Raw genomic sequence first — 26,771 nt, forward strand, 5'->3', positions numbered from 1 at the left:
AAAGCAGAGCTAGGGCTGCGGCAGAGCGAAGAGACATGAAGGGTGGTGGCTGAGTGTCTTGGATGAGGCAGCCCCGCATCTTGGGCGCAAGGGATTAAGCAGGGGTTAACGCTGCGAAAAGACAAATCTGCGATGCTCGACCGCTTCGGATAAACAAGGTGCGTAACGGGTACTCACATCTCCGGATGTGATGGTGAGGGTGGCGGTTGCGCAGTGAAAAAATGCATGTGCTGTTAGTGGAAGATAACGCTTTGGTCGCCAGCGGGGTGAAGGCGGGCCTGCAGCTACAGGGCTTTGGCGTGGACGTGGTGGGTTGCGCCAGCCAGGCTGATGCGGCACTCAAATCCTCCCACTTCGATGTATGTGTGCTGGATCTGGGTCTGCCCGATGAGGACGGTCTGCATCTGCTGGCGCGGTGGCGCCGTCAGGGGCTGGAGCTGCCGGTGCTGGTGCTGACCGCACGTGATGCAGTGGACCAGCGCATCGAAGGCTTGCAGACCGGAGCTGACGACTATCTGGTCAAGCCCTTCGATCTGCACGAGCTGGCGGCGCGGCTGCATGCGCTGCTGCGACGGGCGGCGGGGCGTACCGTGGACTGGATTGTGCTGGGCGATGTCAAAGTGGATCTGGCCGCTGGCCAGGCCATACGGGAGGGCAGCATCGTGGACCTGTCGCGTCGTGAATGGGCGTTGCTGCGCGCGCTGCTGCAGTCGCCCGGGCGAGTGCTGAGCCTGGAGCAACTGCGCGACAGCCTCTATGGCTACAGCCTTGATGTGGAAAGCAACGCGGTCAATGTGCATGTGCACCATCTGCGTCGCAAGCTGGGCTCGGACATGGTGGAGACCGTGCGTGGTGTGGGCTTCAGATTAGGGCGCGTGCAGGGAGGCAGTTGCTGATGCGCAGCCTGCGGGTCCGTTTGCTGGTCTGGCTGTGTCTGGCGCTGTGCACTCTATGGGGCGGTGTGGCGGCATGGATGTTTGCCGACATGAGGCATGAGCTGCGTTCCGTGCTCGACGACCGGCTGATTGCATCGGCCCGCATGGTGGCGGGCATTGTTCACCAGTTCAAGCCGCACAACACCAGTCCCGAGGACTGGGGTCCCATGCTCAATGTGGTGGCACGTGATGGTGTGGCTTGCGAGGTCAGCATGATTCGCAGCGAAGTGCATACCGCACCTACACATGATGCTATGGATGCAGATGCTGTGTCGGACGAGGCGAGCGGCAAGGCGGCTCGCCCAGCCCTGATTCCGGCATCTCCGCTGGATGCACCGCGCGCCAAAACTGCAAAGACCGGCCGCGCCGAGGACTCCGCAGATACGGCCTCCGAGCAGGCGGCCGAGCCTACCGATTCTCAGGTGCTGGCTCGCACTGCGGGTGCGCCCAGCTTCCAGGGGCCGCTGCCGCTGGGCTTCTCTAGCATCACCAAAGGCGGCAAGCCCTGGCGTACCTATGTGCTTGAGGAGCATGGCGTGCGCATTGCGACGGCCGACCGCATCGATGTGCGCGAGGGACTGATCCATGGTTTCGCCTACACCATCATCCTGCCCTTTGTGCTGGCGCTGCTGGCCAGCATGGTGTTGATGTGGTGGGGGGTGACGCGCGGCCTGCGCCCCCTTGAGTCGCTGCGCCAGGAGTTGAGCGAGCGTCCGCCCGGAGATGATTCGCCCGTGGCGCAAGGCAGGCAGGTCAAGGAGCTGGCGCCACTGGTGCAGACCATCAATCACCTGCTGCAGCGCGTGCACAAAGCCATTGAGCGCGAACGTCGCTGGAGCGACGATGCCGCCCATGAGCTGCGCACTCCGCTGACTGCCGTCAAAACCCATGTGCAGGTGGCGCAGATGGCGGTGGCCAATGCGGGGTCTCAGATGGTCGCTTTGAGGGATCAGCCCGGCACTGGCAAAGAGGATGCTGTGCCCAGGCCGATTTCGGAGACCGCACAGTGGCAGATGACCCGGCAGGCGCTGGAGCAAGCGGGGGAGGGCGTGGAGCATTTGCAGCACACGCTGGAGCAATTGCTGCTCTTGGCCCGGCTGGATTGTCAGCCGGTGGGCGAAGGTGCAGGAGGCTCTCGTGCCATGGCCTGCGGTAGCGAGCCCGCCTGTGCGTGGGAGGCTCTGGAAAAAGCCTGGGGATTGGCCGCCACGGCCATTCCTTCAGGCTCGCTGCGCTTGCGCTGGTTGCCTCGGCAAGCCCTGAATGACGCCAGGCTGCAGGACTTGCGTGTGGCCGTGCCTCAGCCCCTGCTGGTGTCGGCATTGCGCAATCTGATGGAAAACGCCTTGCGCTATGGGCAGCAGGCAAGTGGCGAGCCGGACGACTCTGCGGTGCTGCTCGGCCTGCGCCACATTCCGCAGCTGGCGCAGGTCGGCGGCGACAAGCCACAGACGATGCCTGTCAATCCTGCCGGTTATGTGGAGTTCACAGTGATTGACCATGGGCCCGGGCTGAGTAGCGAGGACTGTGCCGTGGCGACCCAGCGCTTCTGGCGCAAGCAGCATCAGGCCCATGGCAGCGGTCTGGGGCTGGCGATAGTGCAGCGCATTGCACAGTGCAGCGACGGTGAGCTGGAGCTGCTGCCCTTGGCCCAGTGGCAGCAGCATAAGGGCTATGCATTCGAGCAGGTGCACAGCGGCCTGGCGCCAGAAGCGGTGACAGGGCTGGTGGTGCGTTTATGCCTGCCGGTGAAGTCCTGTGCTGCGCCGCCTGATTAGTCAGATTGGGAGCCAATTGTTTGCAGCATTAATTGGCTCTTAATCTTCTATAAGTATCTTCGGGCAATGTGCTTGCTGTCATTGGGCTGCTTTGGCTCGTGACATTCCAGGTCAGACGTCGGCGTTCAGCACACGCCTGATGTGCGGCAGATCTGAGCCGCTTAAACCTCCATTCCCAAGATGAATCGCTTGAACACAAAGACTCTGCCCCGGTCGTGGGTGGCTGTCGGCATTTCCATGCTGATGGCGACCAGCGCCTGGGCGCAAGAACCTGCTGCCGCCAAGGCTGCATTGAACGGCAATGTCGCTTCCGGTGCAAAGATCGCTCAGTCCGGCTCGGCCGGCGGTGCGGCTGCCTGCGTCACCTGCCATGGTGCCAAGGGCGAGGGCCAGCCTGGCTTCCCCGCACTGGCGGGTCAGCACGCCGGTTACCTGGAGCGTCAGCTGAACCAGCTGGCGGCCGGTGCCCGTCAGTCCGCTGTCATGGCTCCCATGGCCAAGGCCTTGAGCGAGCAGGAACGCGCCGATGTGGCCGTCTATTACGCCAGCCTGCAACTGCCTATCAAGAGCGTGCGTGGTGCCTTGCCCGGCAAGAGCGACGATAGCGGTGCCTGGTTGGTCGAGCGTGGTCGCTGGGCTGACGGCATTCCTGCCTGTGCGCAGTGCCATGGCCCCGGTGGCGTGGGCGTGGGCAAGGACTTTCCGGCTATCGGCCATCTATCTGCCGACTATATGCAAAGTCAGATCGATGCCTGGAACAAGGGGCAGCGCGAGGCCGGCCCACTGGGTCTGATGGGGGCTGTGGCCAAGAAGCTCACGGCTGATGACGTCAAGGCCGTTGCTGCGTACTACCAGCGCCTGCACAACCCCGCTGCTGCCGCAGCAACCGCCAAGCCTTAAGAGTTCGGGAGTTGACAATGTCGGACAAACAACAAACTGCTTCCAAAAGCTCCAATCTCGCTGAATACGCGGTGGTGGCCTGCCTGTTCGCCGGTCTGGGCGGCGCGCTCTGGTATGGCATGAGCATCAGCAGCCCCAAGAAGGCTGAAGAACCAGCCAAGGTGGCCGCGCCTGCTGCAGACGCCAAGGCCGTGACAGTGGCAGCCAAGCCCGGTGAATTCACACCTCCCGGCGTCAGCGACTATCCGGAAGGCCCCATGGGCGAGTGGGTGCGCCGTGGCGAAGCGATCTTCACACGCACGCCGGTCAATGCCGTAGGCTTCTCGGGCAACCCGCTGAGCTGCACCAATTGCCACCTCGACGCAGGTCGTTTGAAGGGCGCAGCCCCCATGTGGGGGGCCTACCCCATGTACCCGGCCTATCGCAAGAAGACCGACCATGTGGACACCTTTGCCGAGCGCGTGCGCGGCTGCTTCATGTACTCCATGAACGGCAAGGCACCGGACGACGGTCATGACGTTCTGGTGGCACTGGAGTCCTATGCCTACTGGATGGCACAGAAGGCTCCCACGGGCGAGAAGCTGCCCGGTGCAGGTTTCAAGAAGGCGGGCAAGCCCGAAGAGACTCCCACCTATGAAGCCGGTGCCAAGGTTTATGAAGCCAAGTGCGCGCTATGCCACGCTGCAGACGGCAAGGGCCAGTTTGTCGGCGATGTGGCCGTGTTCCCGCCGCTGTGGGGCAAGGACTCCTATAACTGGGGTGCCGGCATGCATGACATCGACAAGGCGGCCAACTTCATCAAGAACAACATGCCCTACGGCAATGCAACGCTGAGCGATCAGGAAGCCTGGGATGTGGCGACCTTCATCAACAGCCAGGAGCGTGGCCAGGATCCGCGCTTCAACGGCAATCTGCAGGCCACGGCCGAAAAGCACCATGGAAAGTACTCCATGTACGGCAAGGAAGTGAACGGCAAGCTGCTCAAGGGTCTGTGAATGGACGCTTGATCGGGTCTGCTGGATGAAGGCTCAAGGCCAGCCCTGTAGCAGGGGCTGGCCTTTTTTGGTGATCGGGGTGATCAGAGTGGGTGTCTGGCCAAGCCGCCGTTGAGTCGTCGGCGGTACGTTGCGTCCTGGTCACAGAGCCCGGGGTGTGGCAGGGCTGTACAAGATCCATTGAATCCGCACTCAAACCTAGACTCGGAACGCACGGGAAGATCACTTTCCGACAGACGTAGAAAAGCCCGGCGAGCCGGGCTTTTGCAATGGCAGGGCTTGAAGGATCAGGCCATGAACAGGTAGTGATCCACGAGCAGGGCGAGAAACAGCAGGCTCAGGTGAAGCAGTGAAAAACGGAAGGTGCGGCGCGACAGCTCGTCCGAGTAATTGCGGTACAGGGCCACGGCATAGGCGATGAAGCCTGCACCCAGAACGACAGCCGCGAACAGATACAGCCAGCTGCTCATGCCGTACATGAAGGGCAGCAGACCGGCCGCAAACAGTACAACGGTGTAGAGCAGAATCTGCAGGCGCGTGTATTCGCTGCCATGGGTCACGGGCAGCATGGGCAGGCCGGATTGGCGGTAGTCCTCCACGCGGTACAGGGCCAGTGCCCAGAAGTGGGGCGGAGTCCAGAGGAAGATGATGAGGAACAGAATCAGCGCCTCGGGGCCGACATTGCCCGTCATGGCGGCCCAGCCCAGCACGGGTGGCATGGCGCCTGAAGCTCCGCCGATCACGATGTTCTGTGGCGTGGCGGGCTTGAGAACCACGGTGTAGATCACCGCATAGCCGACAAAGGTGGCCAGTGTCAGCCACATCGTCAGCGCATTGGTCCAGACCAGCAAGATCGTGGCGCCAATCATGCAGAGAATGGCCGAGAAGGCCAGTGCCTGCTGACTGGAGAGCTCGCCGCGCGCCGTGGGGCGCCATGATGTGCGCTTCATCTTGGCATCGATATGACGCTCCACCAGGCAGTTGAAGGCCGCAGCGGCAGCCGCCACCAGCCAGATGCCGACGCAGGCGACGCCCATATGGATCCACTGATTGGCTGTGGGCCAGCCGGGTACGGCCAGCACCATGCCGATCAGGGCGCAGAACACGATGAGCTGCACCACGCGCGGCTTGGTCAGCGCGTAGAACTGGCTGATTCGCGAGGTGTTGTTCAACAAGGCTTCACTTTGACTCATGCAATCACTCTTTTGCGCTATGCCTCAGGCAGGGCGGTGCGCCATTTCAGGGTCGGGGGCGGTGACGGCATGGCTACGCGTCACGGCTAGGCTCCAGACCACAATCGTTACCAGGGCCGCAGCTCCACCGGTGTGGAGCACGGCCGCCACCAGGGGCCAGTCCAACACCACATTGGACAGACCCGTCAGAACTTGCAGCACCGCAAAAAATCCCAGCAGCCGGCGCTGCCTGGCCAGTGCAGGGGCATGACGCAATGCCCACCACAGGCTGGCCAGTGCCAGAACCACCACATAGGCTGCCAGCCTGTGGGTGTAGTGGATCGCGGTCAGCGCTTCGAAGCTGATGTGGCTGCCGTCCTTGAGCATGCCCAGCGGGCGCCAGATCTGCAGCGCTTCGGCGAAATTCATGGCCGGCCACCAACTGCCCTGACAGCCGGGGAAGCTCGTGCAAGCCAGCACGGCGTAATTGGTGCTGACCCAGCCGCCCAGGCTGACCTGGACGATGAGCAGCGCCAGACACAGCCATAGCGCGATGCGCAAGCGTCCGGCAATCGGGGCCGCAGAGCGACCGGCCTGCTGCTGGCTCAGTCCCGATGCAGGAATGGCCAGCAAGGCCAGCAAGCCGGTACCGCCCAGCAGATGCAGGGTGACGATGGCCGGAAACAGCTTCATGGTGACCGTCAAGGCGCCGAAAGCGCCCTGTATGCAGACCCATACCAGAGCCAGAGTCGGCCACCAGGGGTTGGCCGCGCCGCTGAAAGACGCGTGCTGACCCTTGCGTCTGGCGGCCCGCGCCTGCTTCCAGCTCATGACCGTCATGGCAATGATGAGCACGCCGACCGTGGTCGCCAGATAGCGGTGAATCATTTCCACCCAGGCCTTGCCATGGGTGACAGGGCCGGTCGGCATGGCGGCTTGCGCCTCGGAGATCTGGGCATGTGCTGCGATAGGGCTGGCCGTGCCATAGCAGCCAGGCCAATCAGGGCAGCCCAGGCCCGAGTCCGTCAGCCGAGTGAAGGCGCCGAATAGAACCAGATCGAAGGTCAGGAACAGCGTCAGCACGCAAAGGGCCTGCAGACGTTTGCCGGGGCCGGTGCCCCGACTGCGCCACCAGACCCAGCACAAGGGCCCCAGGGCCAGCACCAGACCGAAAGCCATCAGCTCCAGTGCAGGAGCCAGGTCATAAAGCTGCTGCTCCGTCATGCCGCAGCTCCGCGGGCCGGCTTCCATCGTCCAGCCGCCTGTGCTTCAGGCAAGGCACGGCGGTCAGCGGGCGGGAAAAAATCGCAGAAGCAAAGCGGCATGATTCGGCAGGGACGGTCAGTATTTGGCCAGTATTTACAGAAATTATTGAAGATCTTGGTCAAGCGTAAAACGAGAGCAACCTGCTTGCCCGTAGCGAGACTTGCGTGCTCCAGGACCAGGACTTTGCTCGACGCTTGGAGCAGCAGTTGAATGCAGGCTCTTTGATCCCGCACAATTTTACCCATGTGATTTGAGGCTAGGCAGTCGTGACCGGAGTGTCCCTAACAACGAGGAAGAAAGGCTGGTCCTCAAAACCCTGCTTTCGGGGAAACTCCGAGGCAAAAAATTGCCAAAATGCTCCGATTTTGAACGGAGGCTACACAGCCTTGATGTACGATAGCCCAAGCTCTCAGCCTGGAACTGTGAGCGTGTCGAAGACAGCTGCAGTCGTGGCTTCGTCGCAGACGCGGGTGTCGTTCAATGGTAGGACTCTTGCTTCCCAAGCAAATAACGTGGGTTCGATTCCCATCACCCGCTCCAGCTTTGCCTTTATAAAACAAAGACTTATCGCGATCTTTGTTTTTTTTGGGGGAGTTCCTGGGGAGTTTTGTCCGATGAAGGACTCCAGCTTCGCCTGCTCGATATCCCCCTGATCGTCGTCCAGCCACTTGGAATAGACGCTCCAAAACATCTCCACCGAATGCCCCATCTGCTTGGCTGCATAGGCCGCCGTGGCACCTTCCATGAGCAGCATCGTCGGATAGGTGTGGCGCATATGGTTGGGCAGCCACTAACGAATGCCCAGGGCCTTGAGCACCGGCACCCAGAAAGGGTTGTGAAACCGCTTCTCGTCAGCCCAGGGCTCTCCATGCGTCGGTTCTACAAAGACCGTCTGTGAATCCTTGGGTGTGGTTTGGCGCATGACGTCCCCGGCCACGTTGCCGAGTTGCGCCCTCGGGGTCTGCTCCTTTTGTCTTTCCAATGCATCCAGGGCCCGGCTGTTCAAGCTGACGAGGCGGGCCTTGTTCGTCTTGGCCTGCTTGCGCAGGCCTTTGACGACCGCCTTGTGGATCAGCACCTGCATTTTGTTGCAGTCGATGCTTTGCCAGCGCAGGGCCACCATCTCGCTGGTGCGCAGACCTGAGAAGAATCGAAACGCGATCAAGTTGACAACCGTTGGCGCAAAGTTGGTGTGCGCGTGGTCAATGATCTTCTCCACTTCCTCACGGTCGAACGGGTCGGGCGGTTCTCGCTCAGCAGCTTGTCGAGCACGGCCAGGTCCATAGCGGACCTGGGGGCCGACACATAGTTGTTGATGGTCTGCTCGCCCGCCAGTCGCACCAGTTCGCCGCGGTCTGAGGCAAGACTTCTTGGTGATTAAAAAAGCCCGCGTGTGCGGGCTGTTCCATTGATTGCATCCTTAATCTGGGCTTTCTTCGTTTAACGCCTCTTGAGCAATCTGTTCGGCTTCGTTCAGTAGCTCCTCTGTGCAGCCTTTGGCTATGAACATTTTTCGCTTGCTGATTGACAAAGCGCCATCGTTTTGCACGAGTAGTCTTGCGATCAGGTTCATGAGGTTGTTGTTCATGTCAATGGCTTTATTGAGCCGTGAATACACACGATCAAATCGGCCGAGGAAATGAACTTCTTCATGCAGGTCACGCTGGAGTGCCTCTTTGGCCATCTCCAGGCCAAACTGCACGCACTGTGTGGCGTCCCAGAAATGGTAGATCTCGGGTGAGCCCTCAAAGGCGCAGTCGTACTCCAGGTCTGAGACTTTGGCCACTGTCCATAGGTCGCGCGCGGGGGCAGAGAAGGACTTGAGGGCCCTCAGGTAGTGGCCTTCATGGCGTGCCATCGCTGTAGAGATGGGGAGTACCAGACCGTTGGGTAAATTGGCATTGCGGCAGGCAATTTTGTGGAACAAGAAACGCGATAGGCGACCGTTTCCGTCCATGAAGGGGTGGGCGAATACAAATCCAAAGCTGACCAGCGATCCCAGAACCAGTGGATGGATGCCGTTGTCTTTTTGGTTGGCCAGTGTGAGCAGGCCTTCCATTACGGGGAGGAGGTGCTCAGGTGCTGGCGGTACGTAGGTGATGCTGCTGTCGCGTCGCAGCCAGTTTTGCTGGTTGCGGTACTCCACTGCCTGATCCATGGCCGATTGCACGGTGAGATTTTGAAGCTCGACCAGATACTCTTCAGTGAGAAGGATCTCTTCATGAGCGCGAGCAAGAAGCTTGGCAAATGCTTCTGTGCGGTTGCCTGTAGGCGCTTCGCGCTCAATCGCGTATGAACCTTCGGTCTCGCTGAGATACGCCCAGCGCACCGCGCGCTCGACCATGTCGGGGTCCATGGATTGGATGAACTCGCGGGCCTGACCAAGGATATCTTCGGCCAGCAGAGCCTTGATTTCAGGTGTGAGTCTGACGGTGGGGCTGTACTGTATGGAACCTATGCCGTTGAAGTCCACGCGCCATCGGGTGTATTTGCTCGATGGGCCGGTGAGAAATAGATTGGGGTCAAATAGCGGCTTGGTCGCACCTTTGGCTGGTGGTGCATTCAAAGTTTGCTGGTTGGCTATTTCCCAGAGGAAGCAGGCTTGCTGGAGATAGCTGCTGCTGGTGGCCTGTGAAAACTGCTCCACCAGTGGTACTGGGTCGATTTTTTTGAGGGCTAGTATCGCGGCTTGCAGATCCAGCTCTTCATGCTTGAGGGCGAAGAGCAGATGCTCCAATGCACTGGCATCGGAGGCAGGAGCGGCGTGTTCAGGCACTTGCACGCAGTCAGACAGTCGCACAAATTTCTGGACAGGGTAGACTTTGGCAGGTTGTGACGGCTCGAATGCCCCTGTGCTCAGGCGCTCACGTAGATGTGCATAACCAACTTTACGGTGATGTGCCATCTGCTCCTCGAGGAAAAAAGTTATTTGGCAAATGCTAAACAAAATTTTTCCGACTTCACTGAAGAAAAAATTACTTTCTTTGTCTTTTTGAGGATTTTTCTTATCTCTGATGCCTCTGCTTAGCTGCGAAGCAATTGTTCGCGGTCTGAGGTGTCGGTCATCAAGATTCCTTGGGAATCAAGAAAGCCCGCCAAGTCTGGAACCTTGCGGGCTTTTGTTGGGGTGAGAGGTGCTTAGCTTTTACAGAAAGGCCTGTCTCTGCGATCTGAGCGCATCGCGGTCGATGCTGGCGGCGAGCAACTCCATGTCGGACTTGCTGACCCCCAGCGCAGTAAAGTGCGCGGCCCAGCGATCGACGGCGGCGGCCACCTGCCGTATCAGTTCGACGGCGCGGGGCATTTTGATGCCGTACTCGTTGATCTGGGTGAGTGCGTTTTCCAGGCTGGATTCGGAGCCTGCGGTACCCACGACGAGTGCCTGATAGCCAAGGTTTTGCAGGCTGGGCACCACGTCATAGGCGGGCGTGAGGTCGTAGTAGCCGTCTGCCAAATTGAGGCTGATGCTGTGGTTGCGCTCGTGGTCGTCGGTGTTGTCCATGAGGATGTTGAAGACCAGGCGTTTGAACAGTTCCTCGCGCATGGCGGTCTGCCGGTCCGGGTGGCCCAGGCGCAGCACGATGGTGGCCAGATTGCTGTAACTTTGCTCCAGCCCCGCAGCGCGCAGGGCGGTGTGGGCGGACTGGCAGTGCACGCGGTAGGGGCCCAGGCGGTCGAAGCGCTCGATGGTGAGAGCGTGCCGAGCCTTGCCGTAGCGTGGCAGCAGTGGCAGCACGGCGGTGTCGGCCACATACATGCCGGCCTGTGCGGCCAGCGTCATGGTGGCGTGCTCGATAAGCGGGGTGTCCACGGGGTCGTCGAGCTCGCTGAACTTGATGACGCAGGGGCCGTTATCCGTCTGCAGCAATGCCTTGGGCCGCGCGCCGCCGAGGGTGACACCGGGCTGGATAAGGCGCTGTATCTCTGCGGTGATCGGGGCCTGGGTCTGCACGTCTTCCACCGCGGCGGCGAGCTGGGCCAGATCCTTCAACTGCGGATACGGCCCGAGGTAGCGGGGAATATATTGCTCTGCCGAGGTCGACACGCCCAGCGCGCCAAAGCGGTCGTCACCCGCGAAGAGCAGCATTTCCAGAATGGACAGGCGGGCAGGCCGGTCGATGTGACGAATGATGCGCTCGCCCCAGCGGTCGGGGCGGGCGTCGTCGATTGCGCCGGGGGCCGTGTTCCTCTCGCCCGTGCTGAAGATCTGCCCTTGGACGATGGGCATGTCCTCGCTGAGCGCAAAGTTCCACCAGTCCTGTGTGTAGGTAAAAGTGGCGCAGTCTGCCACCAGCTGCGAGAGGCTGAGCTCGCCCACCAGCGTGGGCGAAGCAGGGTTGACCATGGCCCACACATAGAGCTGGTCTTGCGGCACGTAGGTGCGTGGCGAGACGGTGTTGATGGGCAGGCTCATAGCTTTTGAGGCGTTGATTTGTTCATGAGAGCGGCTAGTCCTGCTGCTGCAGCTGTCTTTTTGTCGCCCTGAGCTTGCATCTCTTGCTCTAAAGCGTACTTGGCCATCCGTTCAAACAGTCCTGCCAAGCCTTCCGGTTCTGAAGTCGATGGCTGAGGGAGTGCAGCTTTCGTTGCAGCCGCTGATGGCTTGTTCTTTTTGGGAGCGCTGCTCTTGCGCTTGCTGTCAATCTTTGCGACCTCCTTCTCCAGCGCCGCATGGTCGTTCTGCGGCGCGATCAGGTCGGCCAGGCCGCCGGCATGATTGATCAGCCACATGCACATCACATACGAGGCCATGGCGACGGACGGGTCGCCGCGCTCTATGCGCGCCATGGTGGGCTGCGATATGCCCAGCTTCTTGGCCCACTGCGCCTGCGACTCGCCGCGCCGTTTACGGGCGATGACGATGTTCTGCGCAAGCTGCTCGATCTGCTGGAGTACGGCTTGCGGGTAGTCTGCGGGCGATGTGTTCTGGCGTGGCATGCATAGATATTAGTGTTTTGGCTAAAACATGTAAATCTATGAATTATTTTTGTCTCTAAAGCATTGCTTGCATGCGACAGCAGGCGACTTCATTGTTGTCTGCGTGCTTGTTTGATACATAGATATATTTAAATATATATTTTTGATTCATCTATGAATAATTTTGTGCTTTCTATATATGAATTTGTGAGCACGTTGCGCTTTCTCTAACTGCATTTGAAAGCAGTTTGCTGCCGATAGCTTTGCTGGGATGGCGGTGGCTGCTTTGCTTTTCATAGCGCGTGGCAGGCGGCTGCGCTGGCGGTCGAGGTGCTGCAGCTCATGCAGCACGGTGTCTATCGGATGCATCGGCAGGAGATACTCAAGCCCAGGTGGCCCGGCGCGGCAAAGCCATGGTCAAGCCATTGCCAGCGACGTTGGCATGTGCCGCAAGACGCCAGTACAACAGGCGCAATGAACTACTGGCGCAATGAACTACTGAGCCTAGAGGCTCCTCAATGATTCATTCCTTGTTGAGGTAACTTTTCTGCAGCAAATACATGCGCAACACGCTTCGATATTGGCCGTTGGCAAAGAATTCATCGACCAGTTCACCTTCCGGCTGAAAGCCAAGCTTCGTATAGACGTGGATAGCCTTGGCATTCTCCTTGTCCACATGCAAAAAGATCTTGTGCAGATTGAGAACCTTGAAGCCATAGTCAAGCGCCAGACGAGTAGCACGAATGGCAATCCCCTTGCCCTGCTGATCAGGGGCAACAATGATCTGGAACTCCGCTCGGCGATGTACCAGGTCGATTTCCACCAACTCAACCAACCCCCCTCGGGCCCCTTCATGCTCGACTACAAAGCGACGTTCAGTTTGGTCGTGAACGTGTGAGTCGTAGAGGCTGGTCAGTTCATCAAAGGTCGCATAAGGCTCTTCAAACCAGTACCGCATGATGCTGGCGTTGTTATCCAGGTGGTGCACAAAGCGCAAATCGTCGCGCTCCAATGGTCTTAGCTGAATGGATGTCGTCATGGATTCTTTCGTTCAATGGTTGGAGAGGCCGCTTGAAGCGACCATGTTGCCAATGATCAATCAATTTTTTGTTTGAGAAAAGTTCAGATCAATCAGTAAAATTGATTTATGGAATGGACACTAGAACGTTTGAGCCAATTCGTCGCCGTGGCGGACTGTGGCTCGATGACCCAGGCCGCTCGGCGCCAGGGCCGAACTCAATCTTCAGTGAGCATGGCCATGGGACTGCTGGAGGCGGATCTCGGGCTGGAGTTGTTTCATCGTGTAGGCCGGTCGGTGCGACTCACGCAGGCTGGCGAAGTCATCTTGCTGGAGGCACGGGCCTTGCTCAATCAGGCACAGGCGCTAGACCTGCGCGCGCGCAAGCTGTCGCATGGCCAGACAGCCAAGCTTTGCGTGGCTATCGACGAAGCTTTACCCTATCCGCCGATTGCCAGGCTGCTGCAGGAGCTGGCGCACCAGTTCCCGGCTTTGGAGTTGACCCTGCTCAATGGCACGGCGGCAGAGGTCGCACGCCAGGTGCAAGCAGGTCGAGCTGAGCTTGCCTTTCAGTTTGACCGGGGCCCGGCTGGCGCTCAGTTTGCTCAAACTTATGTGGCTGGCGTACCTCAGATGGTGTTCGTATCGCGCGACCACGAGCTGGCCAAGTGCAATGGAATCAAGCGCGAGGACCTGGCCTCTCACCGGCAGTTGGTGATGCACATCGAGGGTGTTGAAGACCTCGTGATCAGTCCGAGCATCTGGCGCTCGGAGAGCTTCTACGTGCTTGCCGACATGCTGGCCGACGGCATAGGCTGGGGAATTCTGCCGCGCAATATCGCCCAAGCACCCGATATTGAGCCCCGCATCGTGGCACTGGACTGCGCGGAACTGCAGCTTCCGCCGTTAGCCGTGCGTATGCTCAATTTGCAGGGTGCAGAGCTGGGCGCTACGGCCTTGTGGATCGAGCAACGGCTGGCAACGCTGCTGCGTTCGAGTTAGCAAGGAGGCCTCAGCACCTGGGAAGATAAAGCCATGAAGAGGTCGAACAAGCTCTCCCCCGAGGTTCGAGAGCGCGCGGTGAGGCTGGTGCAGGAGCCACATGGGGGAGGGCCCATCACTGTGGGCAAGCATCGAATCCATCGCTTCCAGGATTGGCTGCGTGTCACAGACCTTGAACGAATGGGTCAAGCGTGCCGAGGTCGATGCCGGCGTACACGAAGGCACCACGACCGGCGAGCTTCAGCGCAGGAAGGAACTGGAGCGCGGGTCAAGGAACTGCGCCGGCCCAGCGAGATATTGAAGCTGGTCAGCGCGTTTTTCGCCCAGGTGGAGCTCGGCCGCCGGCTCAAGCCCTGAAGGACTTCAAATCTTGGAGCCGGTAGCCTACAAGTAGCTCATGATGAATATCAGCTCTGAATTTGCTGTTCCAGGCTTGTATCTAGGCTCGTTTGTTAATCGGTAATAGTTCGCCTTCAGCGGTATCTGAAAACTACCACCTTGGCGGGAGTCGTAGCCTGTAAATTTATGGGGAGTATCCAATGCAAGAGGTACGTCATTGCCGTCTCTGATTTGAAGCCCGACTCCAATGGCATCTGATCCATTATTAAGCCCGACGATTCCCTGACTGGCGTCAATGACCTTTGTCAACGCAACAAACGTGTAGTTGACTTTGCCAATTCCAGGCGGACATCGGTTTAGATTCAGGCTGAAGGAGACCGGTATGGTACGGGTACCTGGTCCACCAAAATCAGATGAAATATAGTCATCCCCCATGGCAACGTTCACGTCCGGACTCTCGCAGGAGCCCGCGATAAAGTTTATGGGTCGAGCCAGTCTATACGTGACGAGGATATCGGGTCCAATCTTTAGGGTTCCTATATCGCCTGCTTTGATCTGGCCGCTAGGCTCAAATGCCGAAGTCTTGAGAAGTTCCAGTGTCATGTTGCCGACCAGCATCCATTGGCCAGCTGATTGCTCTATTATCGGAGGAGGTATGATGTCATCGTTTCGCCCCTTTATTCGAAACGACAGTCCAGGTGTGCCGGTAGGAAAGTAAAACGAATCTACTGGATTAGGTCCTCGCGCAGGAGCGGCGTGAATCCCAAACGAAGTTCCGGTGTAGCAGGTGAAGCGGATGTCCCTAGAGAGTGGCTTAATGTCAGTAAAGACCAAAGTTTCATCCGAGATATCACGAGGCACCATGATTTCCCCCGGGCCATCGAAGGTCAACGTTTGGGAGCCCCCAGTCACATCACACCGCGCCTTTGCCTGAGACGAGATTCCCATCAAGGCCACCACCAACCAACAGAACGTTATTCGCCCCCCCATTTGGCATTTGGCATGCCTATCAGTGAATATCCGAGGAGATTAAAAATCCAGTCAAGCTGCGTGAAGTATGTAATCAATGGCTATGCAGAAAAATAAGAAAAATCTTATTTTTACCAAGACCTTTTCGTGCGCCTTCCTGCCCGGCGTCTGCACGATGGCGCTCCGTTTGAATGCCCGCACAAGTGCCCAACTCGTACTGCAACATGGCTTGGGAGTGGTGCCAGCCCTTGCTGCTTCAAGCGCGGGCGTGGTTGGAGTGCTGGTCAGCCTGGTCGAACGCCGAGATGCCCAGGTCAATGCCTTGATAGGGCAGGTGTAGGTGGACAGGCAACTGCTGGCGACCCACTGACCAAGCCCGCAGAGAAGGTGAAAGCCCCAGGCGTTCAGACCGACTGAGGCTTTCGTTCCCAACCCTTGAAAGCCCAAGGATCGGAGCGCTGATGATGCTTTCCAAAGTGACCGTCACCACACCATTGAATGCCGCCGCCGCAGACCGCCATGCCCGCCGCATTGCCGTGGCCTATGTGCTGGCCGGATCGGGCATCACTGCCGTAGGCTTGGGCGGCTTGATCGCCGCCATTCGCGGGTTGTGAGTCGTTTTACTCTTTGACCACAGGCCTGTGTACCAGCACCGGAATGTGGCTGTTCACCAGCACGCGCTGGGTTTCGCTGCCCAGCAAAATGCCGGCAATGCCCTTGCGGCCGTGCGATGCCATGCAGATCAGGTCGCAGTGGCTTTCCTCGGCCTGCCGGATGATGGCCTTGTGCACCGAGGCGTTCATGGCTCGCGCAGTCTTGCAATACACCCCCTCGGCCCTGGCAATGTCCTGCACCTCCTGCAGCACCCTGTCGGCCGTTCTCTCGGCGTCCTTGTTCAGGTCGCTGGTGTTGTAGGTCATCATCGCCTCGCCGCTGTACATCAAGGCGGCATAGTCCGGCATCACATACAGCACCGTCACCTGGGAGTCTTGCTCCTTGGCCAGCTGCATGCCCGCGCGCAGCGCGGCTTCGGAGAGTTTCGAGCCGTCCGTAGGAATCAGAATGTGCATGAACATTTTCAGCCTCCTTGCGCGCCAGCGCCTGTGGGGTTGCCACGCAATCCGAACGATTGCCAAACCCATACTCACACTCCGAGGCAGCTGATGCAACACCCAGAAGTAGGTATTCAAGCGGTTTTTTTGATGGGCAAGAAAAGGCCTGAAATTCAGTGGGAATCGGCTCGGACCTCTTTGACCACAGGCCTATGCACCAGCACCGGAATGCCGCTGTTCACCAGCACGCGCTGGGTCTCGCTGCCCAGCAAAATGCCGGCAAGGCCCTTGCGACCGTGGGACGCCATGCAGATCAGGTCGCAGTGGCTGTCCTTGGCCTGTTGGATGATGGCCTGGTGCACCGAAAAGTTCATCGTCCGCTCCAACTTGCAATCCACTCCCTCGGCCTTGGCAATGTCCTGCACCGCCTTTAGCACTGTGTCGGCCGTTAGTTCGGCGTCCCGGCGCATCTCGCTGGGGTTGTAGGCCACCATCCCCTCGCCGCTATACATCAAGGCCGAATAGTCCGGCATCACATAAAGCACCGTCACCTCGGAGCCTTGCTCCTTGGCCAGCTGCAGGCCCGCGCGCAGCGCGGCTTCGGAGAGTTTCGAGCCGTCTGTCGGAATCAGAATGTGCTTGAACATTTTCAGCCTCCTTGGGCATCAGCGGTAGCTACGCAATCCGAACGATTGCCTACCCATACTCACACTCGAAGGCAGCCGTTGCAACACCTGGCGTCAATATTCAAGCATTCCCCCACTTGTGCTTGTTGCCGCATGACGGTGGCGGCGGCGCGACAGGGCGCAAGGCAAGCGCCAGGCTTGGGTAGCATGCTGGCAATGTCCTCATCTTTCGGATGACAAGGAAGTCCCATGCTCAATACGGATACCGTTGCGAAGAGGCTGTTTGGTGCCTCCGCAGATACCTTGGATGCCAGAGCGCTCAAGGTCGCCCAGCACATTGCCCGGCGCAAGCACATTTCACGCAATGTGGACCAGGAGCTAGATCAGACACCGCCCACCTTCGGCCAGCGCGCAGCCGATGCCGTCGCCACCTTTGGCGGCTCCTGGGCCTTTGTGGCGCTGTTTTGCGCAACCATGCTGGTCTGGGTGGGCCTCAACGCCTTTCTGCTTTGGGCGCGCGGCTCCACGTTCGACCCGTATCCCTACATTCTGCTGAACCTGTTTCTGTCCATGCTGGCGGCCATACAGGCGCCCATCATTCTCATGTCGCAGAACCGCCAGGCAGACAAGGACCGCATTCGCGGCGAGCACGACTACGAAGTCAACCTCAAGGCCGAGCTGGAAATCATGCTGCTGCACCAAAAAATCGACGAGCTGCAGAAAACGCAGTGGAGCGAGCTCATCACCATCCAGAGCGAACAGCTCCAGCTGCTGCGCCGGCTGGCGGACGGCCTGCGGTCCGTTTAACTGTGCAGGTTTTGCGTAGCCTGAGGTGCTTGCCAGCGCCTCGCCGGTGCCACATGGGCTGCTGCATCCGCGGTGCAGATTGCTAAGAACAGGTAGGGCGGGAAGGGCGGTAGTACGATTCACCCATAGCAACTTGGAGAGGGTATGGGCAAATCGACTTATCGCGCATTGGTGATTGCTTCGCTGGGCATCCCATTATTCGGAATGCTGGCGGAATATGGCTTCGATCTGGTGCCCCATGAACTGACCGATCTTTCCCAGAGCCTTTTGATGCAGTCGGAAGTCGGCCCCACGGACTGGATCTTCTTGCTGGCGCTCTCGGTGCTGGTGGTGCTCGGCCTCATTTCCTTTTACGGCCTGCTGCGGTTCAGAGCATGGGCACCCCGGTTTACCTTGTGGTCTTCTGCTGCTACGTGGGTTGTCGCCTGTTTCAGTCCGCCGATTGTGCTGTCCGGCCTGGGGAACGCGACATCGGGCTTGGGCTTTGCACTATTTGGCGCAGTGCTTGCCTTGCCGTACTACGCACCCGAAGTGCGAGAGATGTTCTGGCCCTCCAAGCCAGAGGCCTGAACAAAAGCCCCTGCCAGGGGCTTTTTGTATGGCCAGGGCAATCGGCTGGGCATGGGGCTGGGTAGGGCGGCCCTGGCTGTCGTAGTTCAGGTTCAGCAGATAGCGGCTGTGCTGCCACTCGTCTGGGTCAGCTTCCATCATCGCATTGAACACCGTGCGGCGCACCTGCGCTGCGGCCTCCATGCGGTTAAAGGCATCGATATAGGCGACCTTTCAGCGCAATGCCTCTTTGCAGGTAAAGCCCATGGCCAGAACCGTAAAGCCGTCGCGGGTTATGCGGTATGCGGGAAGCGTGCGTCCTGTTGAGTCAGTGAAATCGCTCAACGCAAAATTGCGTTCAGTGAATTCGGCAGGAACATCGGACCTTTTGATAGCGCGAATCACATCAGCGTGGCGTTTGCCAAAGTGCTCTGCGATTTGAAGACTGGTGGTGGTGACGGTTCCGTGATCGACGGAGGGTTGGTCGACCGGCAGTAGGACCGGCACACCGTAAAGCGGAGCCATGCGTGCACAGGATGCTTATGAAAGCAAAAAGCCACAGACCAACATTGTTTGTATGGGCGCGGCTGCTGCGCTACTGATACCGGGCGACCAAGCCCAGATCACATTTGACGGGTGTGATGAGACGAGTATAGCTGGTTAGGAGGGGGGCTTGCATGGACGAGAAGATCATCTTCGCTGATTATAAAAAGATTCAGAAGATCGATGAATCAACAATCAGACCATTGAGATTTATCCTCTTTTTGTTCTAGATATTTTTCTGGATGTTGTGTAAAGCTCTTTTCTAAGCGATTAGCTTGCGACCACATGAATAAATTTGGTAATAACCAAAACGAGAAGAAAATAATGAAATTTGAGGCTAATTCCTTAGATTCTGAGCTGAATATGTTACGAGAATTATAGTTGGAAATATTTATTATGAATAATAAAAAACATGTCGCGCAAACCTCAAGCAATACAATAAAAGTCGAATTGGAGTGCTCCCTTAGATGAGAATATGTTTCTCTGATATCTTTTGCCCCAATTTTTGACCTTACTTTTGATAGTTTTCCATAAAACTTATGTATCAATGTTTCCTGGTTGAATATTCGGAATAGTGTGACATATTGAATTAAACCAACATAGATGGCTGGAAAACCAAGCAAAAACAAAAATTTCAAATGATTGTCATTAAATTTTAATTCTATTGCCTTGCATATTAATATAATAATTGTAGATGCTGTTGCGCTATGCTCTATAGTGTTATATTTTTTTGCTACTCTTTGATATTTTTTACTTTCTCGAAATATGTGCCTTGTCCTGAATTTTTTTAGAAGAAAAGTAATAATTAGGAAAATTAAATTTAATGATATTAAATAATTTAGATGATCTTTTAGAAAAGGGAAAATTAGGAGAGACCAAGCCCACCCTAGCCACATATGACGGACATGTTTCTCTATTCCAGTTGGTCCACCTCTTCCATAATGAATTACGGTTATCGGTGAGCTTATCATATAAGAATAGACTAAACCAGCAACGATAGATAATCATATTATCCCAAGTAGTGGAAAATATTTCCAATCAATTTTTGAAGTGGAATTAATTATTGATTTTGAATTTAATAATGAATCATCCATTAAGGATAAAATTATTACAACAATGCAGAATGCTCCCGCAATAGAGCCGGATAAATATCTTACCAAATATGATTCCCACCAGCGATTGTTGGTGCTGCTATCTTCTTTCTTCTCTTTACTCATATTTTATATAGATATTTTATTGTTGAAAATTATTTAGCAACGCAATTTAAATTGCTCATCTCTTGCAAATTTGCGCTCCCTCCGCACCCAATCCAGGTCGTAATACTGGCTGCCTGCACGTCCCATGCTGTCCAACGCTTTGACACGTTCTTCCAGCGCGTCACAGACTTGTTTTTTGCCGGGTTCGGCAGGCTGGGCAGGGCGGGTCTGATAGACAACCGCAGGGGCTGCGGTATTGCGCTGGGTTTTGCGCCATTGGGCTTCGGCTTGGGCTACTTTTTGATCCCAGGGCAGGCCGGAGGGCACGGTTTCCGTGCGTTCGAGAAAAGCGTTGTGCTGGCCGCATTGCGCGCTGCTCCAGAAAAGCCCGCCGCCATGGCCTTTGCACAGATAAACAGTGCTGCCTGAATGGCCGCTGTGCAGGGTGGTGGTTTTGTCTTCCACCACTTTGCCGCCTTTGCATGCTTCTTGAGAATAGGAATTGCCGCAGCGATAAATAGGCTGCGCTATGGCTTGATTCATAGCGGTGGCTGGCAGCAAAAATGCTGCGGCAGTCAAGGCAGGCAGAAAATGCATGCGGAGCATTATCTGTAAAAATTAGTTACTGGCGCATTAACCCCGGCCCGCAGTGCGATGTTGGGTCACTGTAATAAACCAAAGAAAAAGGCAATGTAGAGAGCTACATTGCCTTTCTTCGTGAGTGGGCGTTTTTTTGGCGCTAATCAGGTTTCAACGGCAGCCCGCGTTGGGCTGGCGTGCACTTGTGTTCATCTTGCAAAGCGCTTGATGCAGCTGGTGACGACACCCCAGATTTCCAGCGTCTGTCCTTCCTGAGGCAGGATATCGGGGTAGGTGGGGGCGCCTGCCTTGAGCTTGCAGGTGTCGCCATCGCTGTCCAGCACTCTGATGACGAGTTCGCGCTCGACAACCGCCACGACGATGCTCGCATCGCGAGCGCGCAGCTCCCTGTCCACCACGACGATATCGCCGTCATCAATGCCGTGTTCCTGCATGGACGGGCCGGCCACGCGCAGCAGGAACGTGGCTTTGGGGTGCGTGACCAGCAGGTCAGTAATATCCAGCCGCTTGCCAGCGAAGTCATTGGCGGGCGAGCCTGCGCGTGCGCTGCGATCAGCCAGCGGCAAAGTAACCGGGGACGCGATCAGTTGAACGGGCATACCACTCATGAGACGATGACTGTGCATATGTACAGTGTAGCGGTTGATGCGACTCAGATGTCATGAACCCACGCTGATGTCGCATGCTTTCCACTCGATCTTGCACCCGGTTCTGTGCGAATCCGGGGATCCATGTTGAGTTGCATATGCTATGCCGAAAGATGGCCAGCCCGCAGTGGCGACTGTGGCGGGTGGCCATTAAGCGGGCATTAGCGGGCTGGAAAATGACTAGCCGCATGCATTGCAGATGCATAACGGCATTACCGGAATTACTGCGCTACGCGGCAGCTAGAGCAGCCAAGTGAATATCCGCGGCCCCTTGAGTGCTGGCCGCATTCACATGGTCAAAGTAGTCGTACCAGCCGCTGGCTTTGATGCCTGCCAGCAGAGCGTCACGAGCGGCCTGATCAGGAAAGCGCCAAATACCAAGGAATGTATGCGCGGTTCCCTGGTCAATGCTGGAGTCCGTTTCTGCCAGGGAGAGGACTTCGACACCGAGGCTGGAGAGTTGATTCAATGCGAGTCCGATGCCGCCAAGAAAGTGTTGCCTTTGTTCGGCGGACAGTGCGAGCCAAGCCGAATTGGGGGTGTAGAGCTCTACAAGGTAATGAGACATGGTTCCACTTTCACTTGAGATTGCGCAGTGCGCGTTGACATATACGTTGTGTGGCGGCGGCTTGGGTGCTTTGAAGCCATTGGGCACAGATGTCACGCACCCAGTTTGGCTGGTCCTTGGCGGCATCATTGAGCCAATTGGCGACCGAGTCCTGCACGTAGACCGAAGGGTCGTTACTCAGAGCTGAGAGCAAAGGCAGTGCTTGCTCGGGCGAGCGTTTGAGCTGTGAGATATGCGTGCTCCACACACCGCGGGGACGCAAAACCTCGCACGCGAATCGTCGGACACGTTCGGAAGGATCTTGTGTCCATGGCATCAGCTGAGCGATAGCCGCAGCCAGGTCTTGCACCAGGTGCGGCCGCATCGCCATCCAAGCCCATTCACGCACACCAAAATGGGCATCGTCTGCCAACGGGCGCATTGCGACCAGCCGTGCACTGAGATCCAGGTTAGGCTGAGCACCGATCATGAAACACGCCCAGCCTCGTGCCATATCGGCGCGGTGCGTTTGGCACTGTGCGATGCCCTTTGTACCCAGGTCCTCCAGCAAGACTGCGCCGATACGGGCCATGCGTTTGAGCACACCCAGTTGGCAGGCTTCATCGATCGTGCTCAGTGCGTGAGCCGTAAGTGCCGGAAAGAGTGTTCGTGCCAGTACGGCCTGGTCGACTGCTAGGCACTCAGCCAGCGTCGCACATTGCAACTCCCCGCGCGATAGCGCATGCAGAACGTCCCGAGGAATGTCAGCGGTGCGCGTCGCACCCTTGCGAACTGGATCCCTCATGACTCAACGTCCGATTCAGGGCCTCGTACTTTCTCCAGCAACGCTGCCAGCTGCTTTCGCTCATCTACAGACAGGTTGCCAAACAAGCCTGCAATCCACCGACCATGCTGGTCGATAACGGTACTGGCAAGTTGTTTTCCTTTTGAGGTCAGTCGAATGCAAAGAGCACGGCGGTCTTCGGCGTTGGCGTGTCGTTCAATCAGACCTTCACGCTCCAGTCCGTCTAAGAGGCCGGTCACCGTGGCGCGGGTCACGCCAGCCTGTTCGGCCAGCGCGTTGGGTGCGAGTCCGTCAGGCGCTACATCGAGAAGGAACAACAGCACAAAGCGCCCCTCGGACAAACCATGAGGGGCCAGCAAAGCAGCGCAGTCGCGGTCGATGTTTGCAGCCATCGACAGCACTTGAAAGCACAGCTGGATGCCATCCACATCGGGAAGTTTGCGTCGTTGTGCTTCTTCAATTAGCGCCTGGTACTTCTGTTCAAGCTTCATTAGTTAGCCAAAATATAATATGGTGGCTAATTATATGAGCAACATCACTTCATGAATAGTGGACCGAGCACCAGCTCATCAGATGCCGGCTTGTCGATTGCAGACCTTGGCCTAGCTGAGCGCCGATTCAATGACCAAGCAGAGTAGGGTATTGAACCGTCAGGGCCGTTCAGGGGCAGCGCTTGCTTGTCATCAACTGGCGCGGGCCGACGAAGCCCGCACTTTCATCCGGGTTAGTTGGTGGCAAAGCAGTACATCAGACCGGCGCTGCCGCTTTGTTGGAGCTGCTCGACGCTGCAGCCGCGCGTGCCGTGCGACGAGTTCCACGAGGCATTGGCCACAGGGTCGGGGTTGGTGCCCTTGTGGTCGTGGTGGCCCACGATGGCAGAGCCGCCGTCGCTCTTGGTCCAGTTGCCGCAGGTGGTGTCCTTGCCGGGCTCGGGCACGGCCAGGGTGCCGTCAGGGCGCGAGCCGGTGAGGATGTCGTGGCGGTTGACCTCGTCGCCAAAGCCCGAGACGACTTCGCCCTTCTCGGTCAGCGAGGTTTCCTTGCCAACCTTGGCATTGGCACTGTGGAGGTCGGCCACGCTGGTGGCAATGACCACGCCCTTGGCGTTGCGCCACGGGCCGTTGCCGATGCGGTCGCGCGCATTGACGGCCGGTTGTCCGTTCAGCGCTGCATTGCTCAGGTAGGCGCGCCAGGTCTTGTTGCCTGCGCCCACGCTTGCGGCCAGCGACTGGCAGTAGCGGTCGGCCCCGGCCAGCCCGCCCAGGTCGCCGCCCTTGCCGGGGTTGGTGCTGGTGATAAAGAAGCTCATGGGGTTGCCGCCTGACGCCCCCATGGCGCCGCAACCCACAATCAGTGCGGCAGCCGCAAGGGCGGTGCTGGCAGAAAGAACCAAACGACGGGACATGGCAGGCTCCTGAGCAATAGTGGAGCCCGCAGGCTAACGCAAGCTTGTGTCAGCGGCAATATGGGCAAGGGCTGCGAGCTGGGCTTGCCGTTAGCTTGCGCGGATAAACGGCGCTGCCATCGCGAGTGCGTACGCTGCAATCTGTCAGCGGCACAGTAACAGGGGTGCGAAGAATTGGACGGACATGCTGCTCGTCAGTCTATTGATGGAGCCCCATGCCGTGAATCCTCGTCGATGTCTGATGTTCTCTGCTTGAACCTGAATCTTCTACTGCGTTAAGAAGTGGAGTAGCGTAGTTATTCGGATCTGAGCGTCTGTACAAGCTTGAGGTAAGTATCTAGATAGTGACGATCGACTACAGATTAAATTGGTCACTTTATTGTTGCTCGCCTGTACCCATCGGATACTAGGACCTTGAGGATTTCCGACTCACCAGCAAGCTATCATTCGCTAATTAACAATTATTGCTGCAGCTTGAGCCTTTTCTATCCAAGCGACAAGAAAATTTGTTTTCCTGCCTAGATCTAGCTAGGCTCAATTTGCGCTGAACGAACTATGAACAGGATACAACAAGCGACCGCATATCAAATTGCAAAGCTCGTCCGTGACGGAGGCGTTTCATCAACCGACGGTGCCGCTCAGATGCATCGAGATGCGGGCATAAATATCACGTCGGCGGGCTTCGTGATCTATGTCTACCTTCAGATGAGTCTAGGCGTCCGATACAAGCGAGCCCTGAGCGCGACTGATTCAGAGTACTTTCTAGAAAAAATTGGTGAAGACGACGGCTTAGATCGACTTAAGTTGGCGCTTCAAGCATTTCGCCTTCATATCGAATACAGGGAAGGCATGGGCGTGACACAAAGGGCAAACCGCGAAATTCTTCGCAGACAGGAGCATTGGATAGAGCAGCGAGACTACTTTCCAAATGCTGATCCAGTTGACATCTACGATTTGAACGCGCAGTTCACAGATCAAGTTCAGAGATCGCAACGCGACTTGGTTACAGAGCGTCGGAAGAGACTAAGTTCGGCATCAAAGCGCCCGAAGCGCGTAGCCAAGCTAGTGAAGCTCTTTCAACGCAATCCTGATGTCGTTGCGGAAGTTCTCTACCTTGCAAAAGGCATATGCGGAAGCTGCGGCAGCAGAGGCCCCTTTAACCGCCGAAGTGATGGGAGCCTATATCTTGAGGTTCACCACAAGATTCCACTAGCGGAAGGTGGTGATGACACGGTTGAAAATGCAATCGCACTTTGTCCCAATTGCCATAGAAACAAGCATTTTGGTCCAATTAATGCCTGATTTTTCTATCTAAAGCACTCGCCCTGGAAATCAAGGAATAATATCTCAGTTTTTAAACGTTAACGATATCCTGCTCTCAATCGTCAGGGTTGTCTGCTCTGAATCGGCGACACTTAGGCAGATGCTGCAATAGTGGATTTCCTGCTAGGCTCACACTGCATGGGGTGTAGGCAATTATTGTTGGCTTCTTAATCGAAACCGGCGATTGGGATTCTTTCTGCATCAATGCTTGGGTGACCGCTATGATGTGGTGAGCGATAGGCCACGATGCAATCGAATACTGCAGCAATCTCTGCGTCACAGTCGTTGCTTGAATCCTGTTGAGGTACCGCGTTGGGTCGATTACGGATTTGGTCTTTTTTCCCGAGACTGGTATCGATGATCAAGCAGAGTAGGGTGGCTGTGAGCACTAAAGCGTCAGGGGAGTTTTCTGGAGAGTTTAGGGGGCGACGGGAATTGAAATGATGGCGCTCAGAGGGAGATAGCCTCGCTGCACCCCCCTTAAACCCCGGTTTGATCGGTTCGATTCCCATCGCATAGATACCGATGCTTCAGACCGTGTGGATCCGTGTGGATCAGGCCATATTTGCGGCCCAACTGCGAACTTGCTTTCGTGATTTGATCTTCCAGCCATCCTTTGTGCGCTCAAGGCTGTCTTCATACCAAAGGCCGCTCACAAAAGTGGTTTCTTTGCCTTCAGGCGTCTTGCCCGTCATGGGGACGATGGCCGCAGATCGAGCGGTGGCGCTATTTCCTGCTAGATCAATTTTGACGGTAGAGACTGTGTGCTGTGTCGAGGCCAGGCTGCCAAGGATTGGTACAAAAAACTCTTGCAACTCGGCAGGAGAGCCTTTGGGTCCACCAAAAGCGGTGAAGTCCAAAATCGCATCAGGAAGAAATATCGCTTGAAACGAGTGCCAGTCCTTTTCGTCTAAGGCATGACAGTACCGTGCCAGGAGTTCGTTGATTTCTACCTTGTCCGAGATGTCCTGAAGTGTCATTGCTGGCTCCGTTTGGAAGTCATGATTTGAACCAGTCAGGACAATACGTGTATCTGCCGCTTGGGCATCGTCTGTATCGACTATCGCGCATGTAGCGGTACCTTTTGAGGAACATTTGACTCACAAAGGCTGGCAAATGTCCGCAGCCGACAAGCGATTGCGGCTGCCGCTGTTCGGCCCATTGCAGTCATACAACTGCCGATAGAACTTCTATATGGCAGAGCTTCTACAGCCATCAAGTCGCTGAATATATGCTCTTGTCCGTCGTCATTTCGTATCCGTCCGGTGACCCCATATTGAAAGCGCCGTGAGAAGCGGGCATCGTGTCCACGCTTGGAGGATCGTGGAGACGATGGAACAGTTTTCAAACGATGGCCGGCCACGCCGGCGGGAGTACAGC

The 26,771-nt window shown here is 57.0% G+C and carries 28 protein-coding genes, 1 tRNA gene and 1 pseudogene; 12 read left to right on the forward strand and 18 right to left on the reverse strand.

From position 1 onward, the window contains the following. Positions 1 to 221: 221 nt before the first annotated feature. The 4 genes from EIC84_RS23110 (at position 222) to EIC84_RS23125 (ending at position 4,608) form a co-directional block, all read left to right on the forward strand. Positions 222 to 896, forward strand: a complete 675-nt coding sequence (locus EIC84_RS23110; protein WP_003062385.1) for a response regulator — start codon at positions 222 to 224, stop codon at positions 894 to 896. Next, a complete protein-coding gene (locus EIC84_RS23115; protein ID WP_003062383.1) occupies positions 896 to 2,713 on the forward strand; it encodes an ATP-binding protein in 1,818 nt (605 codons plus the stop codon). Before EIC84_RS23110 ends, EIC84_RS23115 begins: the two co-directional genes overlap by 1 nt. 180 nt (positions 2,714 to 2,893) lie before the next feature. After that, entirely contained in the window at positions 2,894 to 3,613 is a 720-nt protein-coding gene (locus EIC84_RS23120) for a c-type cytochrome (protein ID WP_034361443.1), read from the forward strand. A 17-nt stretch (positions 3,614 to 3,630) separates the two neighbouring features. Next, on the forward strand, positions 3,631 to 4,608 hold the full coding sequence (locus tag EIC84_RS23125; protein WP_003062380.1) for a c-type cytochrome: 978 nt from the start codon (positions 3,631 to 3,633) through the stop codon (positions 4,606 to 4,608). A 287-nt stretch (positions 4,609 to 4,895) separates the two neighbouring features. Here EIC84_RS23125 and cyoE read toward each other — a convergent pair whose 3' ends face one another. Beyond that, positions 4,896 to 5,801, reverse strand: coding sequence for a heme o synthase (gene cyoE / locus EIC84_RS23130; protein ID WP_003062379.1), 906 nt, complete (start codon positions 5,799 to 5,801; stop codon positions 4,896 to 4,898). Between the two features lie 24 nt (positions 5,802 to 5,825). After that, on the reverse strand, positions 5,826 to 7,004 hold the full coding sequence (locus EIC84_RS23135; RefSeq protein WP_034361441.1) for a heme A synthase: 1,179 nt from the start codon (positions 7,002 to 7,004) through the stop codon (positions 5,826 to 5,828). Between the two features lie 508 nt (positions 7,005 to 7,512). Here EIC84_RS23135 and EIC84_RS23140 point away from each other — a divergent pair. Next, a tRNA-Gly gene (locus EIC84_RS23140) sits at positions 7,513 to 7,586 on the forward strand. A 250-nt stretch (positions 7,587 to 7,836) separates the two neighbouring features. Here EIC84_RS23140 and EIC84_RS23145 read toward each other — a convergent pair. From EIC84_RS23145 to speG, 5 genes are all read right to left on the reverse strand, one after another. After that, a complete protein-coding gene (locus tag EIC84_RS23145; RefSeq protein ID WP_237704403.1) occupies positions 7,837 to 8,265 on the reverse strand; it encodes a tyrosine-type recombinase/integrase in 429 nt (142 codons plus the stop codon). 201 nt (positions 8,266 to 8,466) lie between these two features. Next, complete coding sequence (locus EIC84_RS23150; RefSeq protein WP_034361454.1) at positions 8,467 to 9,951, reverse strand: Fic family protein; 1,485 nt, start codon at positions 9,949 to 9,951, stop codon at positions 8,467 to 8,469. Positions 9,952 to 10,191: 240 nt separating this feature from the next. Then, a complete protein-coding gene (locus EIC84_RS23155; RefSeq protein ID WP_003062371.1) occupies positions 10,192 to 11,460 on the reverse strand; it encodes a type II toxin-antitoxin system HipA family toxin in 1,269 nt (422 codons plus the stop codon). Next, on the reverse strand, positions 11,457 to 11,984 hold the full coding sequence (locus EIC84_RS26405; protein ID WP_003062369.1) for a helix-turn-helix transcriptional regulator: 528 nt from the start codon (positions 11,982 to 11,984) through the stop codon (positions 11,457 to 11,459). Before EIC84_RS26405 ends, EIC84_RS23155 begins: the two co-directional genes overlap by 4 nt. A gap of 502 nt (positions 11,985 to 12,486) precedes the next feature. Continuing rightward, positions 12,487 to 13,002, reverse strand: a complete 516-nt coding sequence (gene speG, locus EIC84_RS23170) for a spermidine N1-acetyltransferase (protein WP_003062367.1) — start codon at positions 13,000 to 13,002, stop codon at positions 12,487 to 12,489. Positions 13,003 to 13,110: 108 nt separating this feature from the next. On the opposite strand from speG, the gene EIC84_RS23175 reads away from it, so the two are divergent. Both EIC84_RS23175 and EIC84_RS23180 read left to right on the forward strand, forming a co-directional pair. Beyond that, the gene (locus EIC84_RS23175) at positions 13,111 to 13,983 is read left to right on the forward strand and encodes a LysR family transcriptional regulator (protein ID WP_034361437.1); all 873 of its coding nucleotides are present in this window, start codon (positions 13,111 to 13,113) and stop codon (positions 13,981 to 13,983) included. Between the two features lie 33 nt (positions 13,984 to 14,016). Further along, positions 14,017 to 14,348 (forward strand): annotated as a pseudogene (locus EIC84_RS23180) (transposase); the annotation flags it as partial. 19 nt (positions 14,349 to 14,367) lie between these two features. Here EIC84_RS23180 and EIC84_RS26410 read toward each other — a convergent pair. Further along, positions 14,368 to 14,925, reverse strand: a complete 558-nt coding sequence (locus tag EIC84_RS26410; RefSeq protein ID WP_223305599.1) for a fimbrial protein — start codon at positions 14,923 to 14,925, stop codon at positions 14,368 to 14,370. A 463-nt stretch (positions 14,926 to 15,388) separates the two neighbouring features. On the opposite strand from EIC84_RS26410, the gene EIC84_RS23190 reads away from it, so the two are divergent. Both EIC84_RS23190 and EIC84_RS26085 read left to right on the forward strand, forming a co-directional pair. Beyond that, a complete protein-coding gene (locus EIC84_RS23190; RefSeq protein ID WP_003062359.1) occupies positions 15,389 to 15,631 on the forward strand; it encodes a hypothetical protein in 243 nt (80 codons plus the stop codon). 121 nt (positions 15,632 to 15,752) lie between these two features. Next, the gene (locus EIC84_RS26085; protein ID WP_003062358.1) at positions 15,753 to 15,905 is read left to right on the forward strand and encodes a hypothetical protein; all 153 of its coding nucleotides are present in this window, start codon (positions 15,753 to 15,755) and stop codon (positions 15,903 to 15,905) included. 6 nt (positions 15,906 to 15,911) lie between these two features. On the opposite strand, the gene EIC84_RS23195 is transcribed toward EIC84_RS26085, so the two are convergent. Next, positions 15,912 to 16,367 carry a universal stress protein gene (locus EIC84_RS23195; RefSeq protein WP_003062356.1) on the reverse strand — a complete coding sequence of 152 codons (456 nt, stop codon included), beginning with the start codon at positions 16,365 to 16,367 and terminating at the stop codon, positions 15,912 to 15,914. 149 nt (positions 16,368 to 16,516) lie between these two features. After that, positions 16,517 to 16,990, reverse strand: coding sequence for a universal stress protein (locus EIC84_RS23200; protein ID WP_003062354.1), 474 nt, complete (start codon positions 16,988 to 16,990; stop codon positions 16,517 to 16,519). A 228-nt stretch (positions 16,991 to 17,218) separates the two neighbouring features. Here EIC84_RS23200 and EIC84_RS23205 point away from each other — a divergent pair, with 228 nt between their 5' ends. Continuing rightward, positions 17,219 to 17,776: a DUF1003 domain-containing protein gene (locus EIC84_RS23205; protein ID WP_003062352.1), complete on the forward strand. Its 558-nt coding sequence runs from the start codon at positions 17,219 to 17,221 to the stop codon at positions 17,774 to 17,776. Positions 17,777 to 17,920: 144 nt separating this feature from the next. Next, positions 17,921 to 18,346 carry a hypothetical protein gene (locus tag EIC84_RS23210; RefSeq protein ID WP_003062349.1) on the forward strand — a complete coding sequence of 142 codons (426 nt, stop codon included), beginning with the start codon at positions 17,921 to 17,923 and terminating at the stop codon, positions 18,344 to 18,346. A gap of 213 nt (positions 18,347 to 18,559) precedes the next feature. On the opposite strand, the gene EIC84_RS26415 is transcribed toward EIC84_RS23210, so the two are convergent. From EIC84_RS26415 to EIC84_RS23245, 7 genes are all read right to left on the reverse strand, one after another. Beyond that, on the reverse strand, positions 18,560 to 18,850 hold the full coding sequence (locus EIC84_RS26415) for a Rha family transcriptional regulator (RefSeq protein ID WP_003062347.1): 291 nt from the start codon (positions 18,848 to 18,850) through the stop codon (positions 18,560 to 18,562). Between the two features lie 1,268 nt (positions 18,851 to 20,118). Further along, positions 20,119 to 20,661, reverse strand: coding sequence for a hypothetical protein (locus EIC84_RS23220; protein WP_003062344.1), 543 nt, complete (start codon positions 20,659 to 20,661; stop codon positions 20,119 to 20,121). Positions 20,662 to 20,852: 191 nt separating this feature from the next. Beyond that, positions 20,853 to 21,263: a LexA family transcriptional regulator gene (locus EIC84_RS23225; protein WP_003062342.1), complete on the reverse strand. Its 411-nt coding sequence runs from the start codon at positions 21,261 to 21,263 to the stop codon at positions 20,853 to 20,855. Positions 21,264 to 21,540: 277 nt separating this feature from the next. Further along, positions 21,541 to 21,879 carry a DUF6616 family protein gene (locus tag EIC84_RS23230; protein ID WP_003062340.1) on the reverse strand — a complete coding sequence of 113 codons (339 nt, stop codon included), beginning with the start codon at positions 21,877 to 21,879 and terminating at the stop codon, positions 21,541 to 21,543. A 10-nt stretch (positions 21,880 to 21,889) separates the two neighbouring features. After that, the gene (locus tag EIC84_RS23235; RefSeq protein ID WP_003062338.1) at positions 21,890 to 22,663 is read right to left on the reverse strand and encodes a DNA alkylation repair protein; all 774 of its coding nucleotides are present in this window, start codon (positions 22,661 to 22,663) and stop codon (positions 21,890 to 21,892) included. Continuing rightward, on the reverse strand, positions 22,660 to 23,154 hold the full coding sequence (locus tag EIC84_RS23240) for a MarR family winged helix-turn-helix transcriptional regulator (RefSeq protein ID WP_003062336.1): 495 nt from the start codon (positions 23,152 to 23,154) through the stop codon (positions 22,660 to 22,662). Before EIC84_RS23240 ends, EIC84_RS23235 begins: the two co-directional genes overlap by 4 nt. A gap of 233 nt (positions 23,155 to 23,387) precedes the next feature. Beyond that, positions 23,388 to 24,068: a hypothetical protein gene (locus EIC84_RS23245; protein WP_003062334.1), complete on the reverse strand. Its 681-nt coding sequence runs from the start codon at positions 24,066 to 24,068 to the stop codon at positions 23,388 to 23,390. Between the two features lie 555 nt (positions 24,069 to 24,623). On the opposite strand from EIC84_RS23245, the gene EIC84_RS23250 reads away from it, so the two are divergent. Further along, on the forward strand, positions 24,624 to 25,370 hold the full coding sequence (locus EIC84_RS23250) for an HNH endonuclease (protein ID WP_003062332.1): 747 nt from the start codon (positions 24,624 to 24,626) through the stop codon (positions 25,368 to 25,370). A gap of 575 nt (positions 25,371 to 25,945) precedes the next feature. Here EIC84_RS23250 and EIC84_RS23255 read toward each other — a convergent pair. Beyond that, complete coding sequence (locus EIC84_RS23255) at positions 25,946 to 26,371, reverse strand: nuclear transport factor 2 family protein (RefSeq protein ID WP_003062329.1); 426 nt, start codon at positions 26,369 to 26,371, stop codon at positions 25,946 to 25,948. Positions 26,372 to 26,771 lie beyond the last annotated feature (400 nt).

The sequence above is a fragment of the Comamonas sp. A23 genome, assembly GCF_004522605.1.
In the GTDB taxonomy this organism is placed as follows: Bacteria; Pseudomonadota; Gammaproteobacteria; order Burkholderiales; family Burkholderiaceae_C; genus Comamonas; species Comamonas thiooxydans.

Excerpts from the sequence above, each read along its gene's own strand:
- EIC84_RS23225 (WP_003062342.1), bottom strand. The coding sequence starts at position 21,263 with ATGCCCGTTCAACTGATCGCGTCCCCGGTTACTTTGCCGCTGGCTGAT.
- EIC84_RS23120 (WP_034361443.1), top strand. The coding sequence starts at position 2,894 with ATGAATCGCTTGAACACAAAGACTCTGCCCCGGTCGTGGGTGGCTGTC.
- EIC84_RS26405 (WP_003062369.1), bottom strand. The coding sequence starts at position 11,984 with ATGCCACGCCAGAACACATCGCCCGCAGACTACCCGCAAGCCGTACTC.
- EIC84_RS26415 (WP_003062347.1), bottom strand. The coding sequence starts at position 18,850 with ATGGCTCCGCTTTACGGTGTGCCGGTCCTACTGCCGGTCGACCAACCC.
- EIC84_RS23220 (WP_003062344.1), bottom strand. The coding sequence starts at position 20,661 with ATGCATTTTCTGCCTGCCTTGACTGCCGCAGCATTTTTGCTGCCAGCC.
- EIC84_RS26085 (WP_003062358.1), top strand. The coding sequence starts at position 15,753 with ATGATGCTTTCCAAAGTGACCGTCACCACACCATTGAATGCCGCCGCC.
- EIC84_RS23235 (WP_003062338.1), bottom strand. The coding sequence starts at position 22,663 with ATGAGGGATCCAGTTCGCAAGGGTGCGACGCGCACCGCTGACATTCCT.
- EIC84_RS23190 (WP_003062359.1), top strand. The coding sequence starts at position 15,389 with ATGGCTATGCAGAAAAATAAGAAAAATCTTATTTTTACCAAGACCTTT.
- EIC84_RS23245 (WP_003062334.1), bottom strand. The coding sequence starts at position 24,068 with ATGTCCCGTCGTTTGGTTCTTTCTGCCAGCACCGCCCTTGCGGCTGCC.
- EIC84_RS23255 (WP_003062329.1), bottom strand. The coding sequence starts at position 26,371 with ATGACACTTCAGGACATCTCGGACAAGGTAGAAATCAACGAACTCCTG.
- EIC84_RS23240 (WP_003062336.1), bottom strand. The coding sequence starts at position 23,154 with ATGAAGCTTGAACAGAAGTACCAGGCGCTAATTGAAGAAGCACAACGA.
- EIC84_RS23135 (WP_034361441.1), bottom strand. The coding sequence starts at position 7,004 with ATGACGGAGCAGCAGCTTTATGACCTGGCTCCTGCACTGGAGCTGATG.
- EIC84_RS26410 (WP_223305599.1), bottom strand. The coding sequence starts at position 14,925 with ATGACACTGGAACTTCTCAAGACTTCGGCATTTGAGCCTAGCGGCCAG.
- EIC84_RS23230 (WP_003062340.1), bottom strand. The coding sequence starts at position 21,879 with ATGTCTCATTACCTTGTAGAGCTCTACACCCCCAATTCGGCTTGGCTC.
- EIC84_RS23115 (WP_003062383.1), top strand. The coding sequence starts at position 896 with ATGCGCAGCCTGCGGGTCCGTTTGCTGGTCTGGCTGTGTCTGGCGCTG.
- EIC84_RS23110 (WP_003062385.1), top strand. The coding sequence starts at position 222 with ATGCATGTGCTGTTAGTGGAAGATAACGCTTTGGTCGCCAGCGGGGTG.
- cyoE (WP_003062379.1), bottom strand. The coding sequence starts at position 5,801 with ATGAGTCAAAGTGAAGCCTTGTTGAACAACACCTCGCGAATCAGCCAG.
- EIC84_RS23155 (WP_003062371.1), bottom strand. The coding sequence starts at position 11,460 with ATGAGCCTGCCCATCAACACCGTCTCGCCACGCACCTACGTGCCGCAA.
- EIC84_RS23125 (WP_003062380.1), top strand. The coding sequence starts at position 3,631 with ATGTCGGACAAACAACAAACTGCTTCCAAAAGCTCCAATCTCGCTGAA.
- speG (WP_003062367.1), bottom strand. The coding sequence starts at position 13,002 with ATGACGACATCCATTCAGCTAAGACCATTGGAGCGCGACGATTTGCGC.
- EIC84_RS23195 (WP_003062356.1), bottom strand. The coding sequence starts at position 16,367 with ATGTTCATGCACATTCTGATTCCTACGGACGGCTCGAAACTCTCCGAA.
- EIC84_RS23205 (WP_003062352.1), top strand. The coding sequence starts at position 17,219 with ATGCTCAATACGGATACCGTTGCGAAGAGGCTGTTTGGTGCCTCCGCA.
- EIC84_RS23250 (WP_003062332.1), top strand. The coding sequence starts at position 24,624 with ATGAACAGGATACAACAAGCGACCGCATATCAAATTGCAAAGCTCGTC.
- EIC84_RS23150 (WP_034361454.1), bottom strand. The coding sequence starts at position 9,951 with ATGGCACATCACCGTAAAGTTGGTTATGCACATCTACGTGAGCGCCTG.
- EIC84_RS23175 (WP_034361437.1), top strand. The coding sequence starts at position 13,111 with ATGGAATGGACACTAGAACGTTTGAGCCAATTCGTCGCCGTGGCGGAC.
- EIC84_RS23210 (WP_003062349.1), top strand. The coding sequence starts at position 17,921 with ATGGGCAAATCGACTTATCGCGCATTGGTGATTGCTTCGCTGGGCATC.
- EIC84_RS23200 (WP_003062354.1), bottom strand. The coding sequence starts at position 16,990 with ATGTTCAAGCACATTCTGATTCCGACAGACGGCTCGAAACTCTCCGAA.